This is a genomic window from Pseudomonas sp. NPDC087817 (assembly GCF_044742875.1).
Taxonomy (GTDB): domain Bacteria; phylum Pseudomonadota; class Gammaproteobacteria; order Pseudomonadales; family Pseudomonadaceae; genus Aquipseudomonas.
Window position 1 is genome coordinate 82,261 of record NZ_JBIUVJ010000009.1, and the last position, 21,687, is coordinate 103,947.

Annotated in this window: 18 protein-coding genes; 10 read left to right on the forward strand and 8 right to left on the reverse strand. The window is 59.9% G+C overall.

Annotation, left to right across the window (positions count from 1 at the left end):
* Nucleotides 1–149 precede the first annotated feature (149 nt).
* From ACIONG_RS10650 to ACIONG_RS10660, 3 genes are all read left to right on the forward strand, one after another.
* A complete protein-coding gene (locus ACIONG_RS10650; RefSeq protein ID WP_401299016.1) occupies nucleotides 150–3,023 on the forward strand; it encodes an EAL domain-containing protein in 2,874 nt (957 codons plus the stop codon).
* Between the two features lie 127 nt (nucleotides 3,024–3,150).
* Complete coding sequence (hexR, locus tag ACIONG_RS10655; protein WP_007962240.1) at nucleotides 3,151–4,017, forward strand: transcriptional regulator HexR; 867 nt, start codon at nucleotides 3,151–3,153, stop codon at nucleotides 4,015–4,017.
* A gap of 235 nt (nucleotides 4,018–4,252) precedes the next feature.
* Nucleotides 4,253–4,456 (forward strand): PA3496 family putative envelope integrity protein, encoded by a 204-nt coding sequence (locus ACIONG_RS10660; RefSeq protein WP_103302750.1) that lies wholly within the window; start codon nucleotides 4,253–4,255, stop codon nucleotides 4,454–4,456.
* Here the strand turns inward: ACIONG_RS10660 and ACIONG_RS10665 are convergent.
* Nucleotides 4,398–5,360 (reverse strand): LysR family transcriptional regulator, encoded by a 963-nt coding sequence (locus tag ACIONG_RS10665; RefSeq protein ID WP_103302748.1) that lies wholly within the window; start codon nucleotides 5,358–5,360, stop codon nucleotides 4,398–4,400. The genes ACIONG_RS10660 and ACIONG_RS10665 overlap by 59 nt on opposite strands.
* Nucleotides 5,361–5,550: 190 nt before the next feature.
* Between ACIONG_RS10665 and ACIONG_RS10670 the strand changes: the two genes are divergently transcribed.
* Together ACIONG_RS10670 and oadA are read left to right on the forward strand one after the other, a co-directional pair.
* Nucleotides 5,551–6,966 carry an acetyl-CoA carboxylase biotin carboxylase subunit gene (locus tag ACIONG_RS10670; protein WP_025112637.1) on the forward strand — a complete coding sequence of 472 codons (1,416 nt, stop codon included), beginning with the start codon at nucleotides 5,551–5,553 and terminating at the stop codon, nucleotides 6,964–6,966.
* 11 nt (nucleotides 6,967–6,977) lie between these two features.
* Complete coding sequence (oadA, locus tag ACIONG_RS10675) at nucleotides 6,978–8,786, forward strand: sodium-extruding oxaloacetate decarboxylase subunit alpha (protein WP_123536726.1); 1,809 nt, start codon at nucleotides 6,978–6,980, stop codon at nucleotides 8,784–8,786.
* 200 nt (nucleotides 8,787–8,986) lie between these two features.
* Here the strand turns inward: oadA and ACIONG_RS10680 are convergent, their stop codons facing one another.
* Nucleotides 8,987–10,585 carry an autotransporter domain-containing protein gene (locus ACIONG_RS10680; protein ID WP_401299021.1) on the reverse strand — a complete coding sequence of 533 codons (1,599 nt, stop codon included), beginning with the start codon at nucleotides 10,583–10,585 and terminating at the stop codon, nucleotides 8,987–8,989.
* A 24-nt stretch (nucleotides 10,586–10,609) separates the two neighbouring features.
* Between ACIONG_RS10680 and ACIONG_RS10685 the strand changes: the two genes are divergently transcribed.
* The gene (locus tag ACIONG_RS10685) at nucleotides 10,610–11,134 is read left to right on the forward strand and encodes a hypothetical protein (RefSeq protein ID WP_401299024.1); all 525 of its coding nucleotides are present in this window, start codon (nucleotides 10,610–10,612) and stop codon (nucleotides 11,132–11,134) included.
* Between the two features lie 306 nt (nucleotides 11,135–11,440).
* Here ACIONG_RS10685 and ACIONG_RS10690 read toward each other — a convergent pair whose 3' ends face one another.
* The 3 genes from ACIONG_RS10690 to ACIONG_RS10700 all read right to left on the reverse strand — a co-directional run bounded on the left by ACIONG_RS10690 (nucleotide 11,441) and on the right by ACIONG_RS10700 (nucleotide 16,138).
* On the reverse strand, nucleotides 11,441–14,398 hold the full coding sequence (locus ACIONG_RS10690) for an autotransporter domain-containing protein (protein WP_401299027.1): 2,958 nt from the start codon (nucleotides 14,396–14,398) through the stop codon (nucleotides 11,441–11,443).
* 85 nt (nucleotides 14,399–14,483) lie between these two features.
* A complete protein-coding gene (locus tag ACIONG_RS10695; RefSeq protein WP_315444970.1) occupies nucleotides 14,484–15,320 on the reverse strand; it encodes an amino acid ABC transporter permease in 837 nt (278 codons plus the stop codon).
* A complete protein-coding gene (locus ACIONG_RS10700) occupies nucleotides 15,317–16,138 on the reverse strand; it encodes an ABC transporter substrate-binding protein (protein ID WP_401299031.1) in 822 nt (273 codons plus the stop codon). The genes ACIONG_RS10695 and ACIONG_RS10700 overlap by 4 nt, the downstream gene beginning before the upstream one ends.
* A gap of 113 nt (nucleotides 16,139–16,251) precedes the next feature.
* Here ACIONG_RS10700 and ACIONG_RS10705 point away from each other — a divergent pair, with 113 nt between their 5' ends.
* The 4 genes from ACIONG_RS10705 (at nucleotide 16,252) to ACIONG_RS10720 (ending at nucleotide 19,753) form a co-directional block, all read left to right on the forward strand.
* Nucleotides 16,252–17,151, forward strand: coding sequence for a homocysteine S-methyltransferase family protein (locus tag ACIONG_RS10705; protein ID WP_401299034.1), 900 nt, complete (start codon nucleotides 16,252–16,254; stop codon nucleotides 17,149–17,151).
* A gap of 402 nt (nucleotides 17,152–17,553) precedes the next feature.
* A complete protein-coding gene (locus ACIONG_RS10710; protein ID WP_401299037.1) occupies nucleotides 17,554–17,919 on the forward strand; it encodes a DUF6124 family protein in 366 nt (121 codons plus the stop codon).
* Nucleotides 17,920–18,125: 206 nt separating this feature from the next.
* Nucleotides 18,126–19,478, forward strand: coding sequence for a HipA domain-containing protein (locus ACIONG_RS10715; protein ID WP_401299078.1), 1,353 nt, complete (start codon nucleotides 18,126–18,128; stop codon nucleotides 19,476–19,478).
* Nucleotides 19,475–19,753 carry a helix-turn-helix domain-containing protein gene (locus ACIONG_RS10720; RefSeq protein WP_095191927.1) on the forward strand — a complete coding sequence of 93 codons (279 nt, stop codon included), beginning with the start codon at nucleotides 19,475–19,477 and terminating at the stop codon, nucleotides 19,751–19,753. The genes ACIONG_RS10715 and ACIONG_RS10720 overlap by 4 nt, the downstream gene beginning before the upstream one ends.
* Before the next feature lie 100 nt (nucleotides 19,754–19,853).
* On the opposite strand, the gene ACIONG_RS10725 is transcribed toward ACIONG_RS10720, so the two are convergent.
* The 3 genes from ACIONG_RS10725 to ACIONG_RS10735 are packed head-to-tail and all read right to left on the reverse strand — an operon-like array spanning nucleotide 19,854 to nucleotide 21,618.
* A complete protein-coding gene (locus ACIONG_RS10725; protein WP_401299040.1) occupies nucleotides 19,854–20,525 on the reverse strand; it encodes a GNAT family N-acetyltransferase in 672 nt (223 codons plus the stop codon).
* A gap of 12 nt (nucleotides 20,526–20,537) precedes the next feature.
* Complete coding sequence (locus ACIONG_RS10730) at nucleotides 20,538–20,984, reverse strand: GNAT family N-acetyltransferase (RefSeq protein ID WP_401299043.1); 447 nt, start codon at nucleotides 20,982–20,984, stop codon at nucleotides 20,538–20,540.
* Between the two features lie 10 nt (nucleotides 20,985–20,994).
* Nucleotides 20,995–21,618, reverse strand: a complete 624-nt coding sequence (locus ACIONG_RS10735) for an FMN-binding negative transcriptional regulator (RefSeq protein ID WP_123536708.1) — start codon at nucleotides 21,616–21,618, stop codon at nucleotides 20,995–20,997.
* Nucleotides 21,619–21,687 lie beyond the last annotated feature (69 nt).

A 21,687-nucleotide genomic window follows, 5' to 3' on the forward strand; every position in this document is an offset into this window, starting at 1 on the left:
GTCTCGCTTGGAGGGTTTTGCCGGCGAGAGAGGCGGGTAAAGTTTCGCCCGATTTATGATCTGGAGCAGTTTGGCAAAGGGGGCGGCTTGTGTATGCTCCGTCCACGTTTCGGGCGCACGCCCTCCTTATAAGAACAAGAACGTTGCCCATGACCCTCAGCGCCGAACTGTCGGGCCCCTCCGTGGAACCCCGGGTTATCCGCAAGCACTATGCCGTTGAAATGGCGGTGGAGCGCACGCGCCTGCTGTATCAGGGCTCCTTGTTGCCCACCCTTTTCATGTTGATCAATGGTCTGGTCTGCGCCGGTTTGCTCTGGAGCCCGCAGCGCTATTTCGTGGTCAGCGTCTGGCTGGTGTGGTTGCTGTCGCTGGTGGCGTTGCGGGTGATTCAGGTCGCGGCGTTCGATTCGGCGATCCCCAACCGTCAGGCCCAACCGATCTGGTTCCGGATGTTCCTGATCGGTTCGACCATGACCGGCCTGACCCTGGCCGGTGCCGGCATCGCTTTGGTGCCTGCCGACAACTTCATTCAGCAAGCCTGGGTGTTCGGCCTGATTGGCGCCGCGACGCTGTCAGCCAGCGTCGCCTATGCGGTGAGCCTTCCAGCGTTTCTGTCGTTTACCTTGCCGTGTCTGTTGCCGGCGATTGGTTTTCTGTTCTGGGGCGGCGATGAACTGGCGCGAGGCTGGGGCTGGCTCGGGCTGATCCTGCTGGGCTCATTGAGCGTGGTGGCGTGGCAGGTCAATCGGCTGATTGATCGCAGCTTGCTGCGGCGCTTTCAGAATCAGCGCCTGATCGAACACCTGCAGCAAACGCAGTCGCGCAGCGAGCAGCTCAATCAAGAGCTGGCGACGGAAATCGACCATCGCCGCTGTGCCGAGGGCAAGTTGCGCGAAGCGCAGGTCGAGCTGGAGGATCGCGTCGCCCAGCGCAGCCGTGAACTGGATGCCGCCAATCAGGCCCTGAGCAAAAGCGAAGCGCGCCTGGCGCTGGCCTTGAAGGCCAGTGAGCTGGGACTGTGGGACTGGAATCTGCAAACCGATGAAGTCCATCACACGCAAATCCAGGAACTGTTCGGCCTCGCCCCGGAATACGTCACGGCGATCCTGCGTGACCTCAAGCCGCGCTTGCACCCGGAAGACGTGCCACCGCTAAAGCATGCGCTGGTCGAACATCTGAAGGGGCGCACCGAGGATTATCAGATCGAGTATCGCGTGCGTCACGGCGATGGCCACTGGGTGTGGATCGAAGACCGTGGTCGCGCCGTGGAGCGCAGCGACAGCGGGCAAGTGATCCGGATGGTCGGCACCCGTCGTGATATCAGTGCCAGCAAAAGCCTTGAAGAGCAGCAGAGGCTGGCGGCGACGGTGTTCGAAGCGGCCAGCGAAGGCATCGTGATTCTCGACCCGAACTACGCGTTGATCGCGATCAATCAGGCCTTCAGTCGGGTCACCGGTTATGACATCGACGACATGCTCGGGCGCAACGTCGTCGAGCTGCCATGCAGCCGCGATGCCCGTCGTCATTACGTAGCGATCCGTCACGCGCTGGAACAGCACGGCAGTTGGCGGGGCGAACTGGTGGAGACCCGCAAGAATGGCGAGTTGTACCCGCAGTGGCTGCAACTGAATGCGGTGCGCGATCATCGGGGAAATGTCAGTCATATCGTGGGTTTCTTCGCCGATCTTTCCGCTCGCCGCGAATCCGAAGAGCGCATGCGTTACCTGACGCACTACGACGAACTCACCGGGCTGGCCAATCGCTCGCTGTTCCGCGAGCGTCTGCACGAAGCGCATCAGCGGGTCCGGCAGGGCGGGCGGCGCAGTTTGGCGCTGCTGCACATCAATCTGGATCGCTTCAAGTTGCTCAACGACAGCCTCGGTCATGAAGTCGCTGACCAGTTGCTGCAGAAAATGGCCCGTCGTCTGATTAATGCTTTACCGGAAGCCGACACCATCGCGCGCCTGTCCGGTGATGAGTTTGCAGTGCTATTCGATGCCTACGGCAACCTGTCGAGTCTGGCCCGTGTCGCCACGCGGTTGTCGGCCAAGCTGCGTCTGCCGCTGACTGTGGAAGGGCATGAGCTGGTGGTCAGCGCGTCGATGGGCATCAGCATGCTGCCGGACAATGCGCGGGAGATTTCCGCGCTGGTCAGTCAGTCGAACATGGCCATGCAACATGCCAAGCATCTGGGCGGTAACAACTTCCAGTTCTACACCGAGAGCTTGCAGGCCAGCACCCTTGAGCGTTTGCAACTGGAAAACCAGCTGCGCAAAGCCATCGACGAGAAGCAACTGAAGGTGTTCTACCAGCCGAAGCTGTGTCTGGAGACGGGACGCCTGAATGCGGCGGAGGCGCTGGTGCGCTGGGATCATCCGACGATGGGTCGGGTGCCGCCGGGGGATTTCATCGGGTTGGCCGAGGAGACCGGTCTGATCGGGCCGATCGGTGAGTTCGTGTTGCGTCAGGCCTGCTGGCAGGCGTGCGAATGGCAGCGACAGGGGCTCGCGCCGATTCGTGTTTCGGTGAATCTGTCGGTGCATCAACTGCGTCAGGGCAAACTGGTCAGCCTGGTGCGTCAGGTGCTCGAAGAAACCGGGCTGGCGCCGCACTACCTTGAGCTGGAACTCACCGAAAGCCAGTTGCTCGACAGCGTTGAACACATCATCGCGACGTTCCAGCAACTGCGCGATCTGGGGGTGAAACTGGCCATCGATGATTTCGGCACCGGCTATTCGTCGCTTAGTTACCTCAAGCGCATTCCGGTGGATTACGTGAAGATCGATCAGGCATTCATTCGTGGCCTGGGCGAGGGCAGTGAAGATGCGGCAATCACTCGGGCAATCATTGCCATGGCTCATGGCTTGTCACTGAAAGTGGTGGCCGAAGGGGTTGAGCGGCAGGAGCAGCTGGAATTTTTACGCGCTGAACGTTGCGATGAAGTGCAGGGCTATCTGATCAGCCGACCGGTGGAAGCTGCCGGGCTGGCCGGGCTTTTGCGCGAACAGGAAAACCCGGATTAAGGGCTACATGGATGCCATCGCGCCTGATATGGGGACATGGAGTTACGCATTGAGCAGGCAAAAAGCCGATTCATGTAGTATAACTACAAGCTTGCTACATCCCCGACCATAAGAAGAGTCCAGCCCCTTGAATCTGCTGCAACACATCGCCCAGTCACGTCACCTGTTACGCAAGTCGGAGCTCAAGGTCGCCGACCACGTGCTGCTTGACCCTGCGGCCGTGATGCACAGTTCCATGGCCGACCTGGCCCACAGCGTCGGCATCAGTGAGCCGACCATCGTGCGCTTCTGTCGCGCCATCGGTTGTTCCGGTTTTCAGGATCTGAAGCTCAAGCTTGCGCAAAGCCTTGCGGCGGGTGCCAGCTTCGGTCAGTTCGCGATCCATGAAGATGACTCGGTCGCCGATTACAGCCTGAAGATTTTCGACACCACGCTGCACACGCTGATGGAGGTTCGCGAGAAGCTCGATCCGGTGGAGTTGCAGCGCGCGGTGACGCTGATGTCGCAGGCGCAGCGTGTCGAGTTCTACGGCTTCGGTGCCTCAGGCGCGGTGGCGGCGGATGCCCAGCACAAGTTCTTTCGCCTGCTGCTGACGGCGGCGGCGTATTCCGATCCGCACATGCAGGCGATGTCGGCGGTAACGTTGAAGCCGACGGACGTGGCGATCTGCATTTCCCAGTCCGGGCGTTCGAAAGACCTGCTGATCACCGCCAACCTCGTTCGCGAGAGCGGTGCGTCGCTGATCACGCTGTGTCCGAGCCAGACGCCGTTGGCGGAGCTGTCCACCGTCAACCTGGCGATCGATGTGCACGAAGACACTGAAATCTATACGCCGCTGACCTCGCGTATCGCCCACCTGGTGGTGATCGACGTGCTGGCGATGGGCGTGGCCATGGCGCGCGGGCCGAGCCTGGTCAATCACCTGAAGAGTGTGAAGCGCAGCCTGCGCAGCTTGCGGCTGTCGCCGAAAGCGGTGAAAGCGCTGGATGACTGATGACTGACGTCATCGTAAGCTCGTTCCGACCTTAATCGCGGGCAAGCCCGCTCCCACAGTGGCAGGTGGTGTTCACAAATATTGTGTTCGACACAAAGCTCTGTGGGAGCGGGCTTGCCCGCGATGGCGTCCGCAAAAAACAACGCAAATTCATTGGACTGTCATCCTCCGGCAGCCAAACCGTCATCCCTCAGGCCTATCGTGAAACTCCCGTAAACGCCTTGGGAGACTCGAAATGGCTCAGCCTTACGAAGAACGCAACAGCGCCGCGAAAACCCGTCGTCAGCAGGAAGACCAGCGCCGCATGGAGTTTCGCCGCGCTATCGAAGATCGCTTCGAACTTCGTCAGCTTCAAGCCGAAATCGGCGACTTTCCCGAAATCAATCACTGGCAGGCAGCGCCCGCAGCTTCCCGTCGAAACGCTCAACCAGCGCGCTGATCTGCACGCGCTCGCTGCGGATAAACGCCAGGAAGGCGTGCGCCACCGGTGACAGCCGTTTGGCCTTGGCTTGCACCAGGCACCAACTGCGAAACAGCGGCAGCTCCTCGACCGGCAACTCTACCAGGCCGCCGGTCGCCAGTTCCAGGTTCAGGGCGTGGCGCGTCAACAGCGCCAGGCCCAGACCCGCCAACACGCATTCGCGCTGGGCTTCGGCCGAAGCGACCTCCTGGGTCTGAGTGAAGTGCACGCGCTTTTCCTTGAAATACTCCTCACACGCCAAACGTGTACCCGAACCCGGTTCGCGAATCAGCAATGTGTACGGTTCAAGATCCTGCAAGCGCAACGGGCCCATGTGTGCCAGCGGATGATCCGGACGCGCCACGGCAACAATCGGATTATTGAGAAACGGCAGAAACTCCAGGCCCATGTCTTGCGGCACCATCGACATGATCACCAGGTCGTCGCGGTTGTCGGAGAGGCGGCGAATCACCTGGCCCCGGTTGACCACGGTCAGTTGCAGGTTCACTTCCGGATGCTGGCGCTTGAACGCTGCGAACAGGTGCGGCACGAAGTATTTGGCGCTGGATTCCACCGCGAGTTTCAGTTGGCCCTGCAGCGAGCCCTGCATGTCCGACAGCTGCATATCGAGATTTTCCAGGCGCCCGAAAATATCCCGACTGGCCCGTTGGAGTGCTTCGGCGGCCTCGGTCATGTAGAGTTTTTTGCCGACGTAATCGAATAATGGCTGGCCGATCAGCTCTTCCAGCTGACGAATCTGTAGGCTGACAGCCGGTTGTGTGAGCGACATTTCTTCCGCCGCGCGGCTGTAAGAACGCAAATCGCACACTTCGTTGAAGATCTGCAATTGACGCAATGTCATACGCATCAAGGACTTACGCATTTTCTACAGGCTCTGAACGCGGGAAGATGCGCTGACTATAAGTCTTTACTTATGCCTGACCCAATTTTTATTCATTTTTGTTAATCCCTCATGAGCGCTAGTGTGGACCTGCGACTAAATTGAAACATTTGGTCACGCGTCGACCTGGGTCTAGCAGGTCGTGGTGCCACCGGCTCAAGGGAACCTCCAAGTGATAACAAAGATCCTGATCGCCAACCGTGGTGAGATTGCCGTACGAATTGTGCGGGCCTGCGCCGAAATGGGCATTCGCTCGGTTGCGATTTTTTCCGACGCCGACCGTCATGCGTTGCATGTGAAGCGTGCGGACGAGGCCCATAGCATCGGTGCCGAGCCATTGGCCGGTTACCTCAACCCGCGCAAACTGGTGAACCTGGCGGTTGAAACCGGCTGCGATGCGTTGCACCCCGGTTACGGTTTCCTTTCGGAAAACGCCGAGCTGGCAGACATCTGCGCCGAGCGCGGCATCAAATTCATCGGCCCGTCGGCAGAAGTCATTCGCCGCATGGGCGACAAGACCGAAGCCCGGCGCAGCATGATCAAGGCCGGCGTACCGGTGACGCCGGGCACCGAAGGCAACGTTGCCGATATCGAAGAGGCGTTGGCCGAGGGCGACCGTATCGGTTACCCGGTTATGCTCAAGGCCACTTCCGGTGGTGGCGGTCGCGGTATCCGTCGCTGCAACAGCCGCGAAGAACTCGAACAGAATTTCCCCCGCGTTATCTCCGAGGCCACCAAGGCCTTCGGTTCGGCGGAAGTGTTCCTGGAAAAATGCATCGTCAATCCCAAGCACATCGAAGCGCAGATCCTCGGCGACAGCTTCGGCAACGTCGTGCATCTGTTCGAGCGCGACTGCTCGATCCAGCGTCGCAACCAGAAGCTGATCGAGATCGCGCCGAGCCCGCAACTGACCCCGGAACAGCGCGCCTACATCGGCGACCTGTCGGTGCGTGCGGCCAAGGCGGTGGGCTACGAGAACGCCGGCACCGTGGAGTTCCTGCTCGCCGAGGGCGAGGTGTACTTCATGGAGATGAACACCCGGGTGCAGGTGGAGCACACCATCACCGAAGAAATCACCGGGATCGACATTGTCCGCGAACAGATCCGCATCGCTTCCGGTCTGCCGCTGTCGGTGAAGCAGGAAGACATACAGCACCGTGGTTTCGCGTTGCAGTTCCGCATCAACGCCGAAGACCCGAAAAACAACTTCCTGCCGAGCTTCGGCAAGATCACCCGTTACTACGCCCCTGGCGGTCCGGGTGTGCGCACCGACACGGCGATCTACACCGGTTACACCATCCCGCCGTTCTACGACTCGATGTGCCTGAAGCTGGTGGTCTGGGCGCTGACCTGGGAAGAGGCGATGGACCGTGGCCTGCGCGCCCTCGACGACATGCGTCTGCAAGGCGTGAAAACCACCGCTGCCTACTATCAGGAAATCCTGCGCAACCCGGAATTCCGTAGCGGCCAGTTCAACACCAGCTTCGTTGAAAGCCATCCTGAACTGACCAACTACTCGATCAAGCGCAAACCCGAAGAGCTGGCCCTGGCCATCGCCGCCGCCATCGCCGCCCACGCAGGCCTGTGAGGAATATAAGAATGAGCAAGAAGATCTTCGTAACCGATACCATCCTGCGCGACGCTCACCAATCGCTGCTCGCCACCCGCATGCGCACCGAAGACATGCTGCCGATCTGCGACAAGCTCGACAAAGTCGGCTACTGGTCGCTGGAATGCTGGGGCGGCGCGACGTTCGATGCCTGCGTACGTTTTCTGAAAGAGGACCCGTGGGAGCGCCTGCGCCAACTGCGTGCGGCGTTGCCTAACACCCGCCTGCAAATGCTCCTGCGCGGCCAGAACCTGCTGGGCTACCGCCACTACAGCGACGACGTGGTCAAAGCCTTCGTCGCCAAGGCTGCGGTCAACGGCATTGACGTGTTCCGCATCTTCGACGCGATGAACGATGTGCGTAACCTGCGCGTGGCCATCGAAGCGGTGAAAGCGGCCGGCAAACATGCCCAAGGCACCATCGCTTACACCACCAGCCCGGTGCACACCATCGACGCTTTTGTGGCTCAAGCCAAACAAATGGAAGCCATGGGTTGCGACTCGGTGGCGATCAAGGACATGGCCGGTCTGTTGACTCCGTATGCCACCGGCGAACTGGTCCGGGCGTTGAAAGCCGAGCAGTCGTTGCCAGTGTTCATCCACTCCCACGACACCGCTGGCCTGGCGACCATGTGCCAACTGAAGGCTATCGAAAACGGCGCCGACCACATCGATACCGCGATCTCCAGCTTCGCCTCGGGCACCAGCCACCCGGGCACCGAGTCGATGGTTGCTGCGCTCAAAGGCACCGAGTACGACACCGGCCTGAATCTGGAATTGCTGCAGGAAATCGGCCTGTACTTCTACGCTGTGCGCAAGAAGTACCACCAGTTCGAAAGCGAGTTCACCGCTGTCGATACCCGTGTGCAGGTCAACCAGGTGCCGGGCGGGATGATCTCCAACCTCGCCAACCAGTTGAAAGAGCAGGGCGCACTGAACCGCATGGGCGAAGTGCTGGCGGAAATCCCGCGCGTGCGTGAAGACCTCGGCTTCCCGCCGCTGGTGACCCCGACTTCGCAGATCGTCGGCACTCAGGCGTTCTTCAACGTGCTGGCCGGCGAGCGTTACAAGACCATCACCAACGAAGTGAAGCTTTACCTGCAAGGTGGCTACGGCAAGGCGCCGGGCGTGGTTAACGAAAAACTGCGTCGTCAGGCGATCGGCAGCGAAGAGGTCATCGACGTGCGTCCGGCCGACCTGCTCAAGCCGGAAATGACCAAGCTGCGTGCCGACATCGGCGCCTTGGCCAAGTCGGAAGAAGACGTGCTGACCTTCGCCATGTTCCCGGACATCGGCCGCAAGTTCCTCGAAGAACGTGCCGCCGGCACCCTCGTGCCGGAAGTGCTGCTGCCGATTCCCGAGGCTGGTGCAGTGGCGTCGGCGGGTGGCGAAGGTGTACCGACCGAGTTCGTTATCGACGTCCACGGCGAAACCTACCGCGTCGACATCACCGGTGTCGGTGTGAAGGCTGAAGGCAAGCGTCATTTCTACCTGTCCATCGACGGCATGCCGGAAGAAGTGGTGTTCGAGCCGCTCAACGAATTCGTCGGCGGTGGCAGCAGCAAACGCAAACAGGCGTCCGCGCCGGGGCACGTCAGCACCACCATGCCGGGCAACATCGTCGATGTGCTGGTCAAGGAAGGCGACACCGTCAAGGCCGGCCAGGCAGTACTGATCACCGAAGCGATGAAGATGGAAACCGAAGTCCAGGCCGCCATCGCCGGCAAGGTCACTGCGATCCACGTCGCTAAAGGCGACCGGGTGAACCCGGGCGAAATCCTGATCGAAATCGAAGGCTGAGATAACTGCCGCGATCCAACGCTTTAAACCTCGGGGGAGCATGGTGCTCCCCTTTTTTTCGTCCGGGATTTGTCTGAATCACGCAAATCCCCTGTGGGAGCGAGCCGGCTCGCGATAGCGGCGGATCAGCCAACACTTATAGCGACTGACACTCAGTCATCGCGAGCAGGCTCACTCCTGCAATGAAGGCGTTCAGACCATCAGAATGCCATTCGCCATTGGCCCATCACGCTGTGAGTACGGCTTTCCGTTCCGAAATCACCAGTGATGCCCAGACCTACGGTGTGATTGGCTGACAGTCCGAGGTCAAGTCCTGCATCGACGCCCAGACTGTTGCGATCCAGCGCCGCACCGGCCACTTCGAAACGCTTGCCACCCTTGACCAGCTGTTGCCGTGTATCGATGTCGAGCTCGCCGAAGGTGTGTTTCCAGCCGGCACTGAGTCGCGGTGTCAGGCTCATGCCGTTGTCCAGTCGGTTGATCTGCGCCGTGCGCAGGCCAAAGGTGCTGCTGAGGTTGTCACGGGTTTGCCCGAACACTTTCAGCGCCGCATCCCCACCTTTTTCACTGTAGCTGTCGCGTTGATAGCGCTGGTAGCCGAGGCTGGCGAAGGGTTCCAGCGTTACGTTGTTACGACCGAGATTGAAGCCCAGTTCGGCAAAGGCTTGCTGGGTGTTCGCGTCGTAGTCGCCCTTAAGGTTGTCGCTGAAACCCTTGAACGCCACCCGACGTTTGCTGCTGCCGTCGTGGCTGGCATAGGTGGCGCCCAAGCGCAGTGCCAACGGTCCGTCCTGACGCACGGCGTAGGCACCGAGGTGCCAGCTGTCGAGGTCGCCGTCGTACTGGCGGGCATCGAGTCGGGTCTGGGATTTGCCGCCCAGCAGACCGACATGCCATTGCTCATTGAGCCGCCAGTCAGCGCCCATGACCAGACCTTGGGTAGCGTGTTTCAGGGTGCTGTCGTAGTCTCGGTCGACCTTGCCGCCATGGCCAAGGGCCTGAACCCAGACTCGTCCGGAATCTGCACCGCCCGCCGCATGGCGAGGTGAGTTGCCGGAACCACGCGTATTGTTGGAGCGGTTATCCAGTTGGCGCATGGCCGACAGCATGCTGGTACTCACGGGCGTGATGCTGTTCAGCGTGGCTTTGGCGAGGTTGGCGTTGCTGCCGGCGGCGAGTTGTTCGAGGGCGATGGAGGCTGTTTTCCTGTCGCTGGCCAGTATCGCGGCGACGGCGTTGTTGGCGGGTTTTTGCGGTGCTGAGGCCGGCGCTTCGACAGCTTCGCTGACCGGCGCAGTCACGAATTCATCCTGAGCGGGTGATGAAACTGAGGTCGCAGCAGGAGCAGTCACTGAAGCGGAAGTGGGAGCCGTTGCTGTTGAAGCTGACGCTGTATCCGCATTTGGTAGGGGAGCTGATGCCGTCAGCGGTGTCGACGGTGCGGAAGACGATGGCACCATCGGCTCGACAATACTTTCTGCCACCGCACGACCACTGTCCGTAGTGGCGACGCTTTTCAGCGGTACGTCGTTGCGGGCGTAAGTCAGTCCGACAGACTTTTTGTTGTATTGAGCTGTGGCCGTCATGAAAGCCAGATCGTTCTGGATCGTGCCGAACTCACCTTCAATCTTGGCGGCTTCGATGATTTTGTACGGGCTGCTTGCTGGATATTCCCCTGGCGCCGCAACGATTTTCAGGGTGGCGCCACCAAGCTCGGCGGTGCCGTCGACTTTGATCGTCTGGCCACGGCCCTCAGGGGTGACCTCGTAGGCCAGCTCGGCTGTCCGGGACAGGCTCAAATCGCCTTTGACCCGGGGGCTGCCATGCAATCCATTGATGGTGAGCAGGCCTTCAACGTGCAGGTTTCTTACCGTCCCCTTACCTGCAAAACTGCCGCCCGTCTCGACATGTACATCGCCTTTGATGCTTCCCTTGTTGAAAAGCTTGCCGACGCTGATAGCACCACCCTCGATGCTGCCAAGGTTGGTCAGTGTGCCGTCGCGATCTACCAACACGCCTTCCGTGAAGTCTCCCTTGCTGCTCAATGTCCAGTCTCCACGCAGGAGATGCAGTCCATTGAAATTACGGGTGTCTTTGATCGTTCCGCCGTCAGCGGCGTTGAGTACCAGGTAGTTTACGCCCCCGTCACCGTCCAGCCGACCACTGAAGCTGGCACCGTCTTTGAGAACGATGAAATCGTTGATAGCAGTGCCCTGGAAAGTACTTTCGGGCGAGTCGAAGGAGATTGGAACGGTGTTTATATGGGTGGAAAAATCTTTAAGCCTTTGAAGAGCCGCTTCATATGGCGTGGCCTCCGGCAGTTCCGGGACTTCCATGATCACAGGTGAGTCAGTCATTTGCGAAGGTAGCTGTGCGTTCGCAAGCTCTACGCCGCCAAGTGCCAGCGCAATGGCCAAAGCCAGGTGTTGTGGTTTGTATCGATGTTGAACGGGCATCAAGTTCGGCCTCTTTTGACAGGAGACCCAACTCTATTGATGCGCCAGAAAATCCGATGTCGGCTACTTCCCGCAGCCTTGCAGGCGACGTCGGATCGTTTTGTAGAAAATCGCCACGGTGGTACCAACCGGTGCTTTTACTCGGCTGCACCGATCCCTTTTCCTACAACCAACCCGGACCTCGCCGACTGTTCAAACTCAAAAGCTCATCTGCCACTGCCCAATCAACCCATGATTGCGACTGTTGCTGCCGATCTCGCCGCTATACCCCACTCCCAGCGTATGCCGCGCAGAAATTCCCACGTCCAGCCCGGCCTCCAACACCAGACTGTCGCGATCCAGCGAACTGCCATCGACACTGAACGCCGTGCCGCCAACCACGAAGGCCTGACGCGTCGAGCTGCTGATATCACCGTAGGTGTGCTTCCAGCCAACGGCCATTCGCGGTGTCACGCTCATGCCGTTGTCCAGGCTGCTCAGGTGCGCCAGACGCAGGCCGAAGGTGCTGCTGAAGTTGTCCTGGGTCTGGCTGTCGACTTGCAGCGCCGCAGCGCCACCCTTTTCCCGATAGCTGTCGCGGTGGTAGCGCTGGTAGCCGAGGTTGGCGAAAGGTTCGGCGCTGAGGCGGCCGCTGCCCATGGCGTAACCGAGTTCGGCGAAGGCTTGCTGGCTATCGGCGTCGTAATCGCCTTTGGGGCGATCGCTGAAACCATTGAAAGCGATGGTGCGCTTGCTCTCACCTTGATGGCCGCTGTAGGCCGCACCGAGACGCAAAGCCATCGGGCCGTTTTGATGCAAGGCATAAACGCCAGCGTGCCAGCTCTCGACGTTGCCATCGACGCCGGTGGCATCCAGGTCGGTTTTCGAATAACCGCCGAGTACCCCCAGTCGCCACTGCGGATTGAGTGACCAGTCAGCGCCGAGCAAGCTGCCCTTGCTGCGTTGTTCCAGGCCGCTGTTGCCGTGTTCGCCGTCAAGCTTGCCGTAGCCGCCGATCGCTTGCAGCCAGAGTCGGCCGCGAGCGTTCGGATCGTTCAGATTGCGTGCGGCGGACGGCACGCCATTCGCTGCCAACACCGGGGTGTCGCGCTGATCGAGGCCGACCATCAAGCCCGGGCTGCCGCCCATTTGCTGCATCGCCGAGAGCATGCTGCTGCCGACCTGACTGCTGGCGCCGAGGGTGGCGCTGGTCAGGTTGGCATTGCTGGCGCCGGCCAGTTGCTCGATCGCTGCACCCGCCGTGCTTTGGGTGGTGTTGAGCAGGGCGTTGTAGAGGGCGTTGTTCTTGCCCATCGAGGCCAGACTGTTGGCGGCATTGCTGCCGTTGCTGGTGGCGGCGAAGTTATTGAAGGCGACGTCGTTGCGGGTGTACGTCAGGTCGACTTGAGTCGGCGTATAGGCCAGCGTCGGCGTGAGAAACGCGTAGTCGCTGGTGACCTTGCCAAAGGTGCCGTTGACCTGCGCAGCTTGCAGCACGGTGTAATGGCTCTGCCACGGATAGGTGCCGCTGCCGGGATTCACCGCCAGGGTCGCGCCATTGAGATTGGCCGTGCCGCCGATTTGCACCGGCGCACTGCTGCCGTCGGCGTTGACGCCGTAGGCGAGGGTGGACGCACTGCCCATGTTCAAGTCATGCACAACCGTTGCGCGACCGAGGCCGGTGTCAGTACGCAATGTGCCGTTGACGTTGAGGCTGCCCACCGAGCCGCCACCGGCATAGACACCGCCGGCATCCACGTTTAGGTTGCCGGCAATGCTGCCCTGATTGATCAGGGTCGCGCCGTTGCGCACTGCACCGCCGTCGCTGAAATCGCCCTTGCCGGTCAGCGTCCACGCGCCTTGGCTGACTTCCAGCCATTCGAAGTTACGACTGTCGCCGAAGCTGCCACCCGCCGCGTCGTCCATCACCACCCGGTCGTAACCGCTGCCGCCGTCCACGGCGCCGACGAAGCGGCTGCCATGGCGCAAGGTCAGGCTGTCGTTGCCGCCTCCCAGATCCAGCGCCAGGCCATTGCTGCCGCTGAAAGTGCCGCCGTTGACGACGTTGTCGGCAAACTCGCCAACGAACTTCACGCCAAAGCCGTCGAGCCCTTGAATGGTGCCGAAGTTCTCCAGTGTGGTCGCCGCGAGTCCCGAACCACCGCTGCCATCGTCCACCAGAATCGCGCTGTTGGCACCGCTGATCAGCGCGCCGCTGGCGTTGAGAATGTAGCCGCCGCCGAGGGCAATGCCCTCACTGCCATTGGCAAAGCCACCCTTGTCGACGCCGCCAGCGCCAACGCCTTGAATGGTCCCGTAGTTTTCGATGTGGGCGATCTTGTCGATGTCCACGCCATCGCCGTCACCGTTGGCTTGCAAGCCGGAATAGGCGCCGGTAATGGTGCCGTGGTTGATCACCGTGCCGTCACCGTCGGAACCGAATCCGGAACCGTTGCGCCCGGTGATCTGCCCGTAGTTGACCAGCGTCGCGCCGAGGTCGGTGGTGATGCCGTGACGGCCGCCGGAAATCACCCCGTAGTTGGTTACGCTGACGCCGCTCGCGGAGTCGATGTCGATGCCGTCGAATTTCTCGTCGGCATTGTGCGAGTCGCCCGTGGAGATCTCGCCGTAGTTGGTAATGGTCGCGTTGGCGCCGGTCTTCATGCCGTCGCTGGCATCGCCGCGAATCAAGCCGCCCTCACGGTTGATGATCGTGGTTTTCACGCCGTCGCTGCGCAATGCATCCAGATCCAGCCCTTGGCCGGTGGTTGAGCGAATGATGCCGCTGTTGTCGATCAACAGGCTGCCGCTGACGAAGTTGCTGTCGATGCGTAAAGCGTCGTTGGCGCCGAGAATCTGCCCACCGCTGCGGTTGTAGATGACGTAGTTGCGCGCCTGGGTCAGATCGCCGCTGCTGTCGATGGCCCGACCGCCCGTGGAGATGATCTTGCCGGCGTTATCGATCACCACGCCGGCACCGCTGGTCTTGTCTTTAAGGCTCACGGTCTTACCGCTGTTGGTGATACTGCCCGGCGCCGAAATCGTCAACGTGTCGCTGCCACCGAGGGTTTGCGCGGCGGTGGTGGCGGTGTCGATCTGTACGTTTTTGCCGTGGGCGGCGGTGGCGGAAATCAACAGAGCGATTGCGAGCGACAGACGCTGCGGCGGGAAGGGCATGAGAGGACGGCCTTTTGATAGAGACGGGCCGTCCTGTATAGCGATGGGTTTTTACAGAATGATGTCTGTTACGTTGCCGTTCACCTTAGGAACGGCGCACGTAAGCCTTGCCGTAATGCCGTTCCATGCGCGCCTGAATCAGCTCCAGTCCGATCGACATCAGCCAGTAAATGATCGCCGCCGTCGTCAGCATCTCGATGTAGCGATAGCTTGAACGGCCATACGACTGCGCCAGAAACATCACTTCCCAAACGCCCATCACCGAAATCAGCGACGAGTCTTTGAGCATCGAAATGAACTGATTGGTTGTGGGCGGGATGATCGTGCGCATGGCCTGGGGCAGTGTGATGCGCCAGAGAATTACGGAGTCGCGCATGCCCAGAGCCAGTGACGCTTCGCGTTGGCCATAGGGAACACCGAGGATGCCGGCGCGGAAAATCTCGCTGAGATAGGCGCCGTAGTTCAGCGACAGCGCAATGATTCCGGCGACGATGGCGCCGGGCACGATGCCCAATTGCGGCAAGCCGAGGTAGATCAGCAGGATCTGGATCAGCAGCGGCGTGCCGCGAAAGAACGAGGCGTAGAAACTGGCGATGCCGAACGCCACCGCGCTTTTCGACAGTCGCGCCAAGGCGGTAACGAAGCCCAGCAATGACGAAGCGACAATCGAGCACACGCACAGAAACAGGGTCAGCGCCGCGCCTTGCAGAAAGCCATTGGGAGCAAGCTTGAGGCCGACAAGATTGGGCAGTTTGTCGACGATGATCGAGAACTTCAGGTCGAAGCTCAGGAAGAATCCGGCGAACAGGCAGAACATCACCGCCCAAGTCAGGTACAGCCGCGTACGAAAACCGAACAAGCGTTGCAGGCGTGATTCAGCCACCGGTTGTGGTGGCTTTGGAGGTGTCGGGAAAGAAGTCATTGGCTGATATCAGCGCCGATCCATTTTTGCGAGAGCTTGCTCAGGGTGCCGTCCTGCTTGAGCTGGGCAAACACCTCGCGCACTTTCGCATCCCACTGGGCGTCACCCTTTTCGATGGCCACCGAGTTCGGCTCCGAGTACAGCGCCTCGCCAGCAAGCTTGAAGCGTTTGTCTTCGTTCAGGCGTGGCTGGGCAGTGACGAGGTTGGTGAGGATCGCATCCAGACGCACGCCGGCACCCAGGCCCAAGTCCTGGAAGGCGACGTTGTCGGTGTCATACGGGGCGATCTGCACATCTTCGAACGGGTACTGCAACTGCGTGTCTTCAGCGCCTTCGATGACCAGATTCTTGTTCAGATAACTTTCGTAGCTGGAGGCGCTGGTGAGCCCGACTTTCTTGCCGCTCAGATCCTTGGCGCCGTGGATACGATCGTCTTTGGCGTTGACCACGATCACTGCGGGCGAGGCGTAGTACTCGACCGGGAAGTCGAACACTTCGGCGCGGGCCTTGCTCGGGGTCATCGAGCAGATGCAGATGTCGTAGCGCCCGCTCCAGCGGCCGGCGGCAATGACGTCCCAGGACGGCGTTTCGAGTCGCAGCTTAACCCCGAGTTTGTCGGCCACGGCTTTGGCCACATCGACGTCAAAGCCGTCGAGCTGGTTCTGCTCGTTGAGGAAAGAGAAGGGTGGGTAGCTTTCCATCAACACGCCGACCAGTTCCTTTTTCTGCTCGACGCGATCCAGCGTGGCGCCACCGAAGGCTTGAGTCGAGGCGGCCAGAATGGTCAGGCCCAGGGCCAGTAGCGGTTGAAATTTCACAGTCGATCCCTGGGCAAAAAAGAGGTTGTTATTAACCGATTGGTGCGTATTAAATAGTTATAAGAACGACTCTGATAGTGAGTTATTTTCATAAGCATATGAGTGAAAAGCATATGGGCGCAGCAAGCACGATTATTCTCGATGGCGGCATGGGCCGTGAGTTGCAACGCGCCGGTGCGCCATTCCGGCAGCCAGAGTGGTCAGCCCTGGCGTTGAGCGAAGCGCCGCAAGCGGTGGAAGCGGTACACGCCGCCTACATCGACAGCGGTGCCAATGTGATCACCAGCAACAGTTACGCGGTGGTGCCGTTCCACATCGGCGAAGAACGTTTCGCCGCTGAAGGTCAGGCGCTGGCGGCACTGGCCGGTGAACTGGCACGGCGTGCGGTGCAGGCATCGGGCAAAGCCGTGCGAGTGGCCGGTTCCTTGCCGCCGTTGTTCGGCTCTTATCGCCCGGATCTGTTCGAGGCGTCCCGGGTGACCGAATTGCTCAACCCGTTGGTCAAGGGCCTGGCACCACACGTGGACCTGTGGCTGGCGGAAACCCAGAGCTCGATTGTCGAGGCGCGCGCCATTCACGCCGGGCTGCCGCAGGACGGCAAACCGTTCTGGCTGTCCTTTACCTTGAAGGACGAAGACACTGACGAAGTGCCGCGCTTGCGCTCCGGCGAGCCGGTGGCCGAAGCGGCTGCGGTGGCTGCCGAGTTGGGCGTCGAGACGCTGCTGTTCAATTGCAGTCAGCCGGAAGTGATCGGCGCGGCGATTGATGCGGCGCGCGACACCTTCGAGCATCTGGGGGTGAAGATTCACATCGGCGCGTACGCCAATGCGTTTCCGCCGCAGCCCAAAGAAGCCACGGCCAATGATGGACTCGACCCGTTGCGCGAAGATCTTGATCCGCCGGGTTATCTGCATTGGGCGCGTGATTGGCAGCAACGTGGTGCTAGTCATTTGGGCGGTTGCTGCGGGATCGGGCCGGAGCACATTGCGGTGTTGGCGCAGAAACTCGGTTAAGAGAAGAGGCCTAATACGACAGATAAATCGCCAATTGTTCTTGCGCGGTAAACCTCTGTCGTCGCTCTTGTTTAAAGCCTGTTGGCTTTACGTCTTGCGACTTACAAATCCTTGCGCCGCTGCCTACGCATGCACCAGAATCCGCCGGCTTGTGCGCCCTGGGCGGGCTGCGTAACTTGATCGGGTCACTGATTCCCAGTGATCGGGTTTAGCAGCCCGGCAGTTGCCCAGTCGTACGAGTCTCATCCAGTCAGGCATTTGCCTGCGCTCGATGGTGGCTGTGCGCATGGCACCTTCGGGTGCGCCGGGTTTTGGGTGACTACCGGTCTGCTAACTTGCGCACAGCTGCCACCCAATCGTTTAGCAGCGAGAAGGACGCAGCCTTACCAGAGGTTAGTCCCCATGTTCAAAGTAACGCCAAACCCGCCGATCCCCGACCCGACATCCCCCTACGAATCGCCCGATTCAAAGAAATTCCACGAAGCCGCCGAGCGCGCCCTCGACCACTATCTCAGCCCATCGGCGGCCGACATCATGGCCGCGCCTTACAAGCCCAACACGCTGTACATGGCCAGTCCCGAGGCCGACAACGAGTCTTTGCTGGTAGATGCCAGTGAGACCCTCGGCTCGGCCACCGTCATGATCAACAACCATATCGCGCAGGTTGAAGGTACCCACCGCAAAACCCTGCAAGGCATCGCTCAGGTGGTGATGCTGGCAGAGTTGGCGGTCAATCGGGTGCTGGACAGGTTAGTGCCAACGGAGTGATCAACGCGCTGGCGGCGCATGCGCATGTGCTGCCAGCGCACTGGTTGGGAAATACGTTATTGCTGCTTGATTGAATTGGCATAGGTCATGGCATATCTGCATTTTGTTGCAGATGAGCTTATAAGCTTCGACAAAATATGCACTATATTGCATTTATGGCTGAAAGATTCTTCGCAAAAATGCATTTAAATGCAGGTGAAAAGCTCATGTACAACCTGACATTACAGATATTCGCGGTTGGGCAATGGCATGACGCGATGATTCTGAGTTTCGCTGACCCCGAAAAGGGTTTCGAAAGTCGCTGCGATTTCGGTTATCAAACCACCTATCTCTTCGATAACTTCGACGAGATAGGGTCGCCGTTCTCAAAAGCTGTGAGTGTACGGTTCCCATTGGAATGGGATAGCCGGAGATCCGCTGTGCCAGCCTTCATCCATGACATCGCTCCTGCCGGTGCGGCGAAACGTTTTCTTCTTGCTCGTGTGGGGCAAGAAAAACCCGCAGGCATCAGCGCCGATCTTTATCTGTTGGGTCGAAGTACAGCGGCACCGATCGGCAACATGCGGATAAAGGAGTCTGCCGAATCTGTGGATGAGCGCGAGCCCATTGGGTTTCAGCGTCAAGACGTGATCCTGCGTGACAACCGGTTTCTCGAGTACGCCTATGAACTGGGTGCAGCCATTGGCGGCGCGACGGGGGCGGGGGGGGAAGCACCGAAGCTTTTGTTGGCAGAGAACAAGGCCGGTCTCCTGTTCCCCGATGCAGTCCTTGAGGACTCAGAGGTCAGTCAACACTGGTTTGTGAAGTTTGCCCGAAACAAAGGTAACCGGACCGATCAGGACATCTTGCGAAGTGAGTTCCACTACTACAAAGCCCTTCAGACATTAGGCATCGAAACGGTCGCCTCACAGGGGCTGGCACTGGAAGAGGCGACGAAACCCAGTTTGTGGATGCAGCGCTTTGATCGTCGGGTAACGGCTCAAGGTGTTGAGCGTTACGCGGTCGAATCTATTTATTCGCTGGCTAACGTGACAACGCCAGGCAGCGCGATGGACCATTTGGATGTGATTCGCATGCTTGCCGGCCTATGGCGTGAGGCAGGGCAAGCGGATCAGATTCCTGATCTGGTGGCGGACTACTTGCGTCGGGATCTGATCAACAAAATTCTCGGTAACTCGGATAACCATGGCCGCAATACCGCGATCATTCGTGGGGCAAGTTCGTTTCGACTTGCTCCAATTTATGATTTGGCGCCGATGGTCATGGACGATGAAGGCGTTACCCGTACGACTAAGTGGCCGAAAGCGTTGGAAAGAGCGGGTGATGTCGATTGGCGAGGCGTTTGTCGTGCATTGGCTGAAATTGCAGATCCGGATGACCCCTTGGCTGCTTTGGCTGGCGCGCCGGATTCATTCGAGCGCCTGCGTCTGGATGCACAACGCCTCGCGGCCCTTCCCGATATTTTGACCGAGAGTGGCTTGCCGGACCGAACCATGAATCACCCAGGCATCGCATTGAAGAATCTGGAGCAGCGATTGAAAGAGTGGGATCTGAAATGAGCCTGACCGTTGCCGAACGCACTGTGCTTATTGAAAACATACGGGAAGCGCTGGCCCAAGGAACGCTTGAGATCGGCGAAGCAGTTCGCCGCCTGCGCGTAGAAGTGACGGGGTTGCATCAAACCCAGTTCGCGAAAATGTGCAAAATCTCGGTGCGTACCTTGGTGCACATCGAGCATGGTGAAGGTAATCAGACACTGAAGTCGCTGAACGCCGTGTTTCGTCCGTTTGGGATGAAGATGGGTGTTGTGCGGATTCGGCGAGATATCAGTTAAAGATCAAAACATCGTCCGAACGCGGCCCGAGCCTGCGGCAGCTCCTGCATAAGGCAAATGTGGGGCCTGCCGCAGGCTGCGATTTTTTGCTTTTAAAAGGTTAAGAACGGCACTCGACCAAGCCTTTCACCTGCCCGGTCGGTGTCTGGTTTTCATCACTCAACCATTGCTCAAACCCCGCCGCAATCGCCGGCCACTCACCATCCAGAATCGAATACCACGCGGTATCGCGGTTCTGCCCCTTGACCACCATGTGCTGGCGGAACACGCCTTCAAAACTGAAACCCAAACGTTCGGCCGCGTATTTGGAGCGGGCGTTGCCGTTGTTGCACTTCCATTCGAGGCGACGATAGCCCAGCTCGAAGGCGTATTTGCCCAGCAGGTAAACCGCCTCGGTGCTCTTCGGCGAGCGCTGCATCGGTGCGCCGAAGGTGACGTGGCCGATTTCGATGCGGCCCTGAGCCGGAACAATCGACATCAGGCTGAGGATGCCTTGCACCTGGCCGCTGGCGCGGTCGATGACGCTGAAGAAATACGGGTCGCTGCTGGCTGCGTGATTGTTCAGCCAGTCATTGAACACACCGCGCTCGGGGAACGGGCCGTAGGGCAAATAATCCCAGAGTTTCGGATCGGCGCCGGGACCTTGCAGCGCGTTGAACAACTCGTCGCCGTGGCGCGCCGGGTCGAGTCTTTCCAGGCGGATGAAGCGTCCTTCGAGCAGCTTGGTCGTGGGGGCAGGAACGCCTTTCCAGTCAGCAAGTGAAGCAGTCATTCGCGTCTCTCCTTAAAGGGCTTTGCGAAACTGGATGAGGCCCGGGCGCTCGGCGATGCGCTCGTAGAGCTGGATCGCCGTGGCGTTGCTTTCGTGGGTCAGCCAATGGACTTTGCAGCAACCGTCGGCTTTGGCGGTGGCGTAGACATGTTCGATCAGTTGGCGACCGACACCCGTGCCGCGGGTGTGCTCTGCGACCAGCAGGTCTTGCAGGTAGCAGGAGTTTTCGATGCTCCAGTTCGAGCGATGGTAGATGTAATGCACCATGCCCAGCGCTTCGCCGTCAGCCCAGGCGAGCGCCGCGTGAGTCGGCTCGCTCGGGTCGAGGAAGCGCTGCCAGGTGCTGTGCGTGACGGCGTCCGGCAATTCGGTGTTGTAAAAGCGCAGGTAGGCCTGCCACAGCGGCAGCCAGGCGGTGTGGTCGTCGGCGCTGACCTGACGGATCTCGATCTGACTCATGGGGTTTTCCTTAACGCATCAATTGGGCAAGGGTTTGGTCGTTGATGTCGGGGCTGGCGGCCAGACCTTCGCGCACGCCGGCAATGTCTTCGGCGCTGCGGTTCTGGCTGAGCTTGCGCTTGCCTTCCAGGCGGTCGATGGGAATGGCGAAACCGACGATGGCCTTGAGCATGCCGTCGATGTAGTCGGCGGGGGCGTCGTCGACCTTCCACGGTAGCGCGCGGCCCGCTTCATGACGGTCGGTGAGGGTGCTGACGATGTCGAGCAGCCGTCCGCCATCGCTGAAGGTTTCGGCATGGCCGTAGGCGTGCACGGCGATGTAGTTCCAGGTCGGCACGACTTTGCCGTGTTCGGCCTTGCTCGGATAAAAGCCCGGGCTGACGTAGGCGTCGGGGCCGGCAAAAATCAGCATGGCTTCGGCGCCGTCGCGCAGGTCTTTCCACTGCGGATTGGCCTTGGCCAGATGCCCGTACAGCGTGCCATTTTCGCCTTGCTCGCAATGCAGCAGCACGGGGACATGACTGGCCTGCAGACCGTTTTCGCCGTGGGTCACGAGAATGGCGAGGCGGGTGGCGAGGATAAGTTCGTGGAGTTGCGACAACTCGTCGATGGCAAAGGCGCGCGGCGTGTACATGGAGATATTTCCCTTGGCGAATGCCTGCATCGTAGGCAGGCTATTGGTCTGTTGTAAGAGCCATTGATG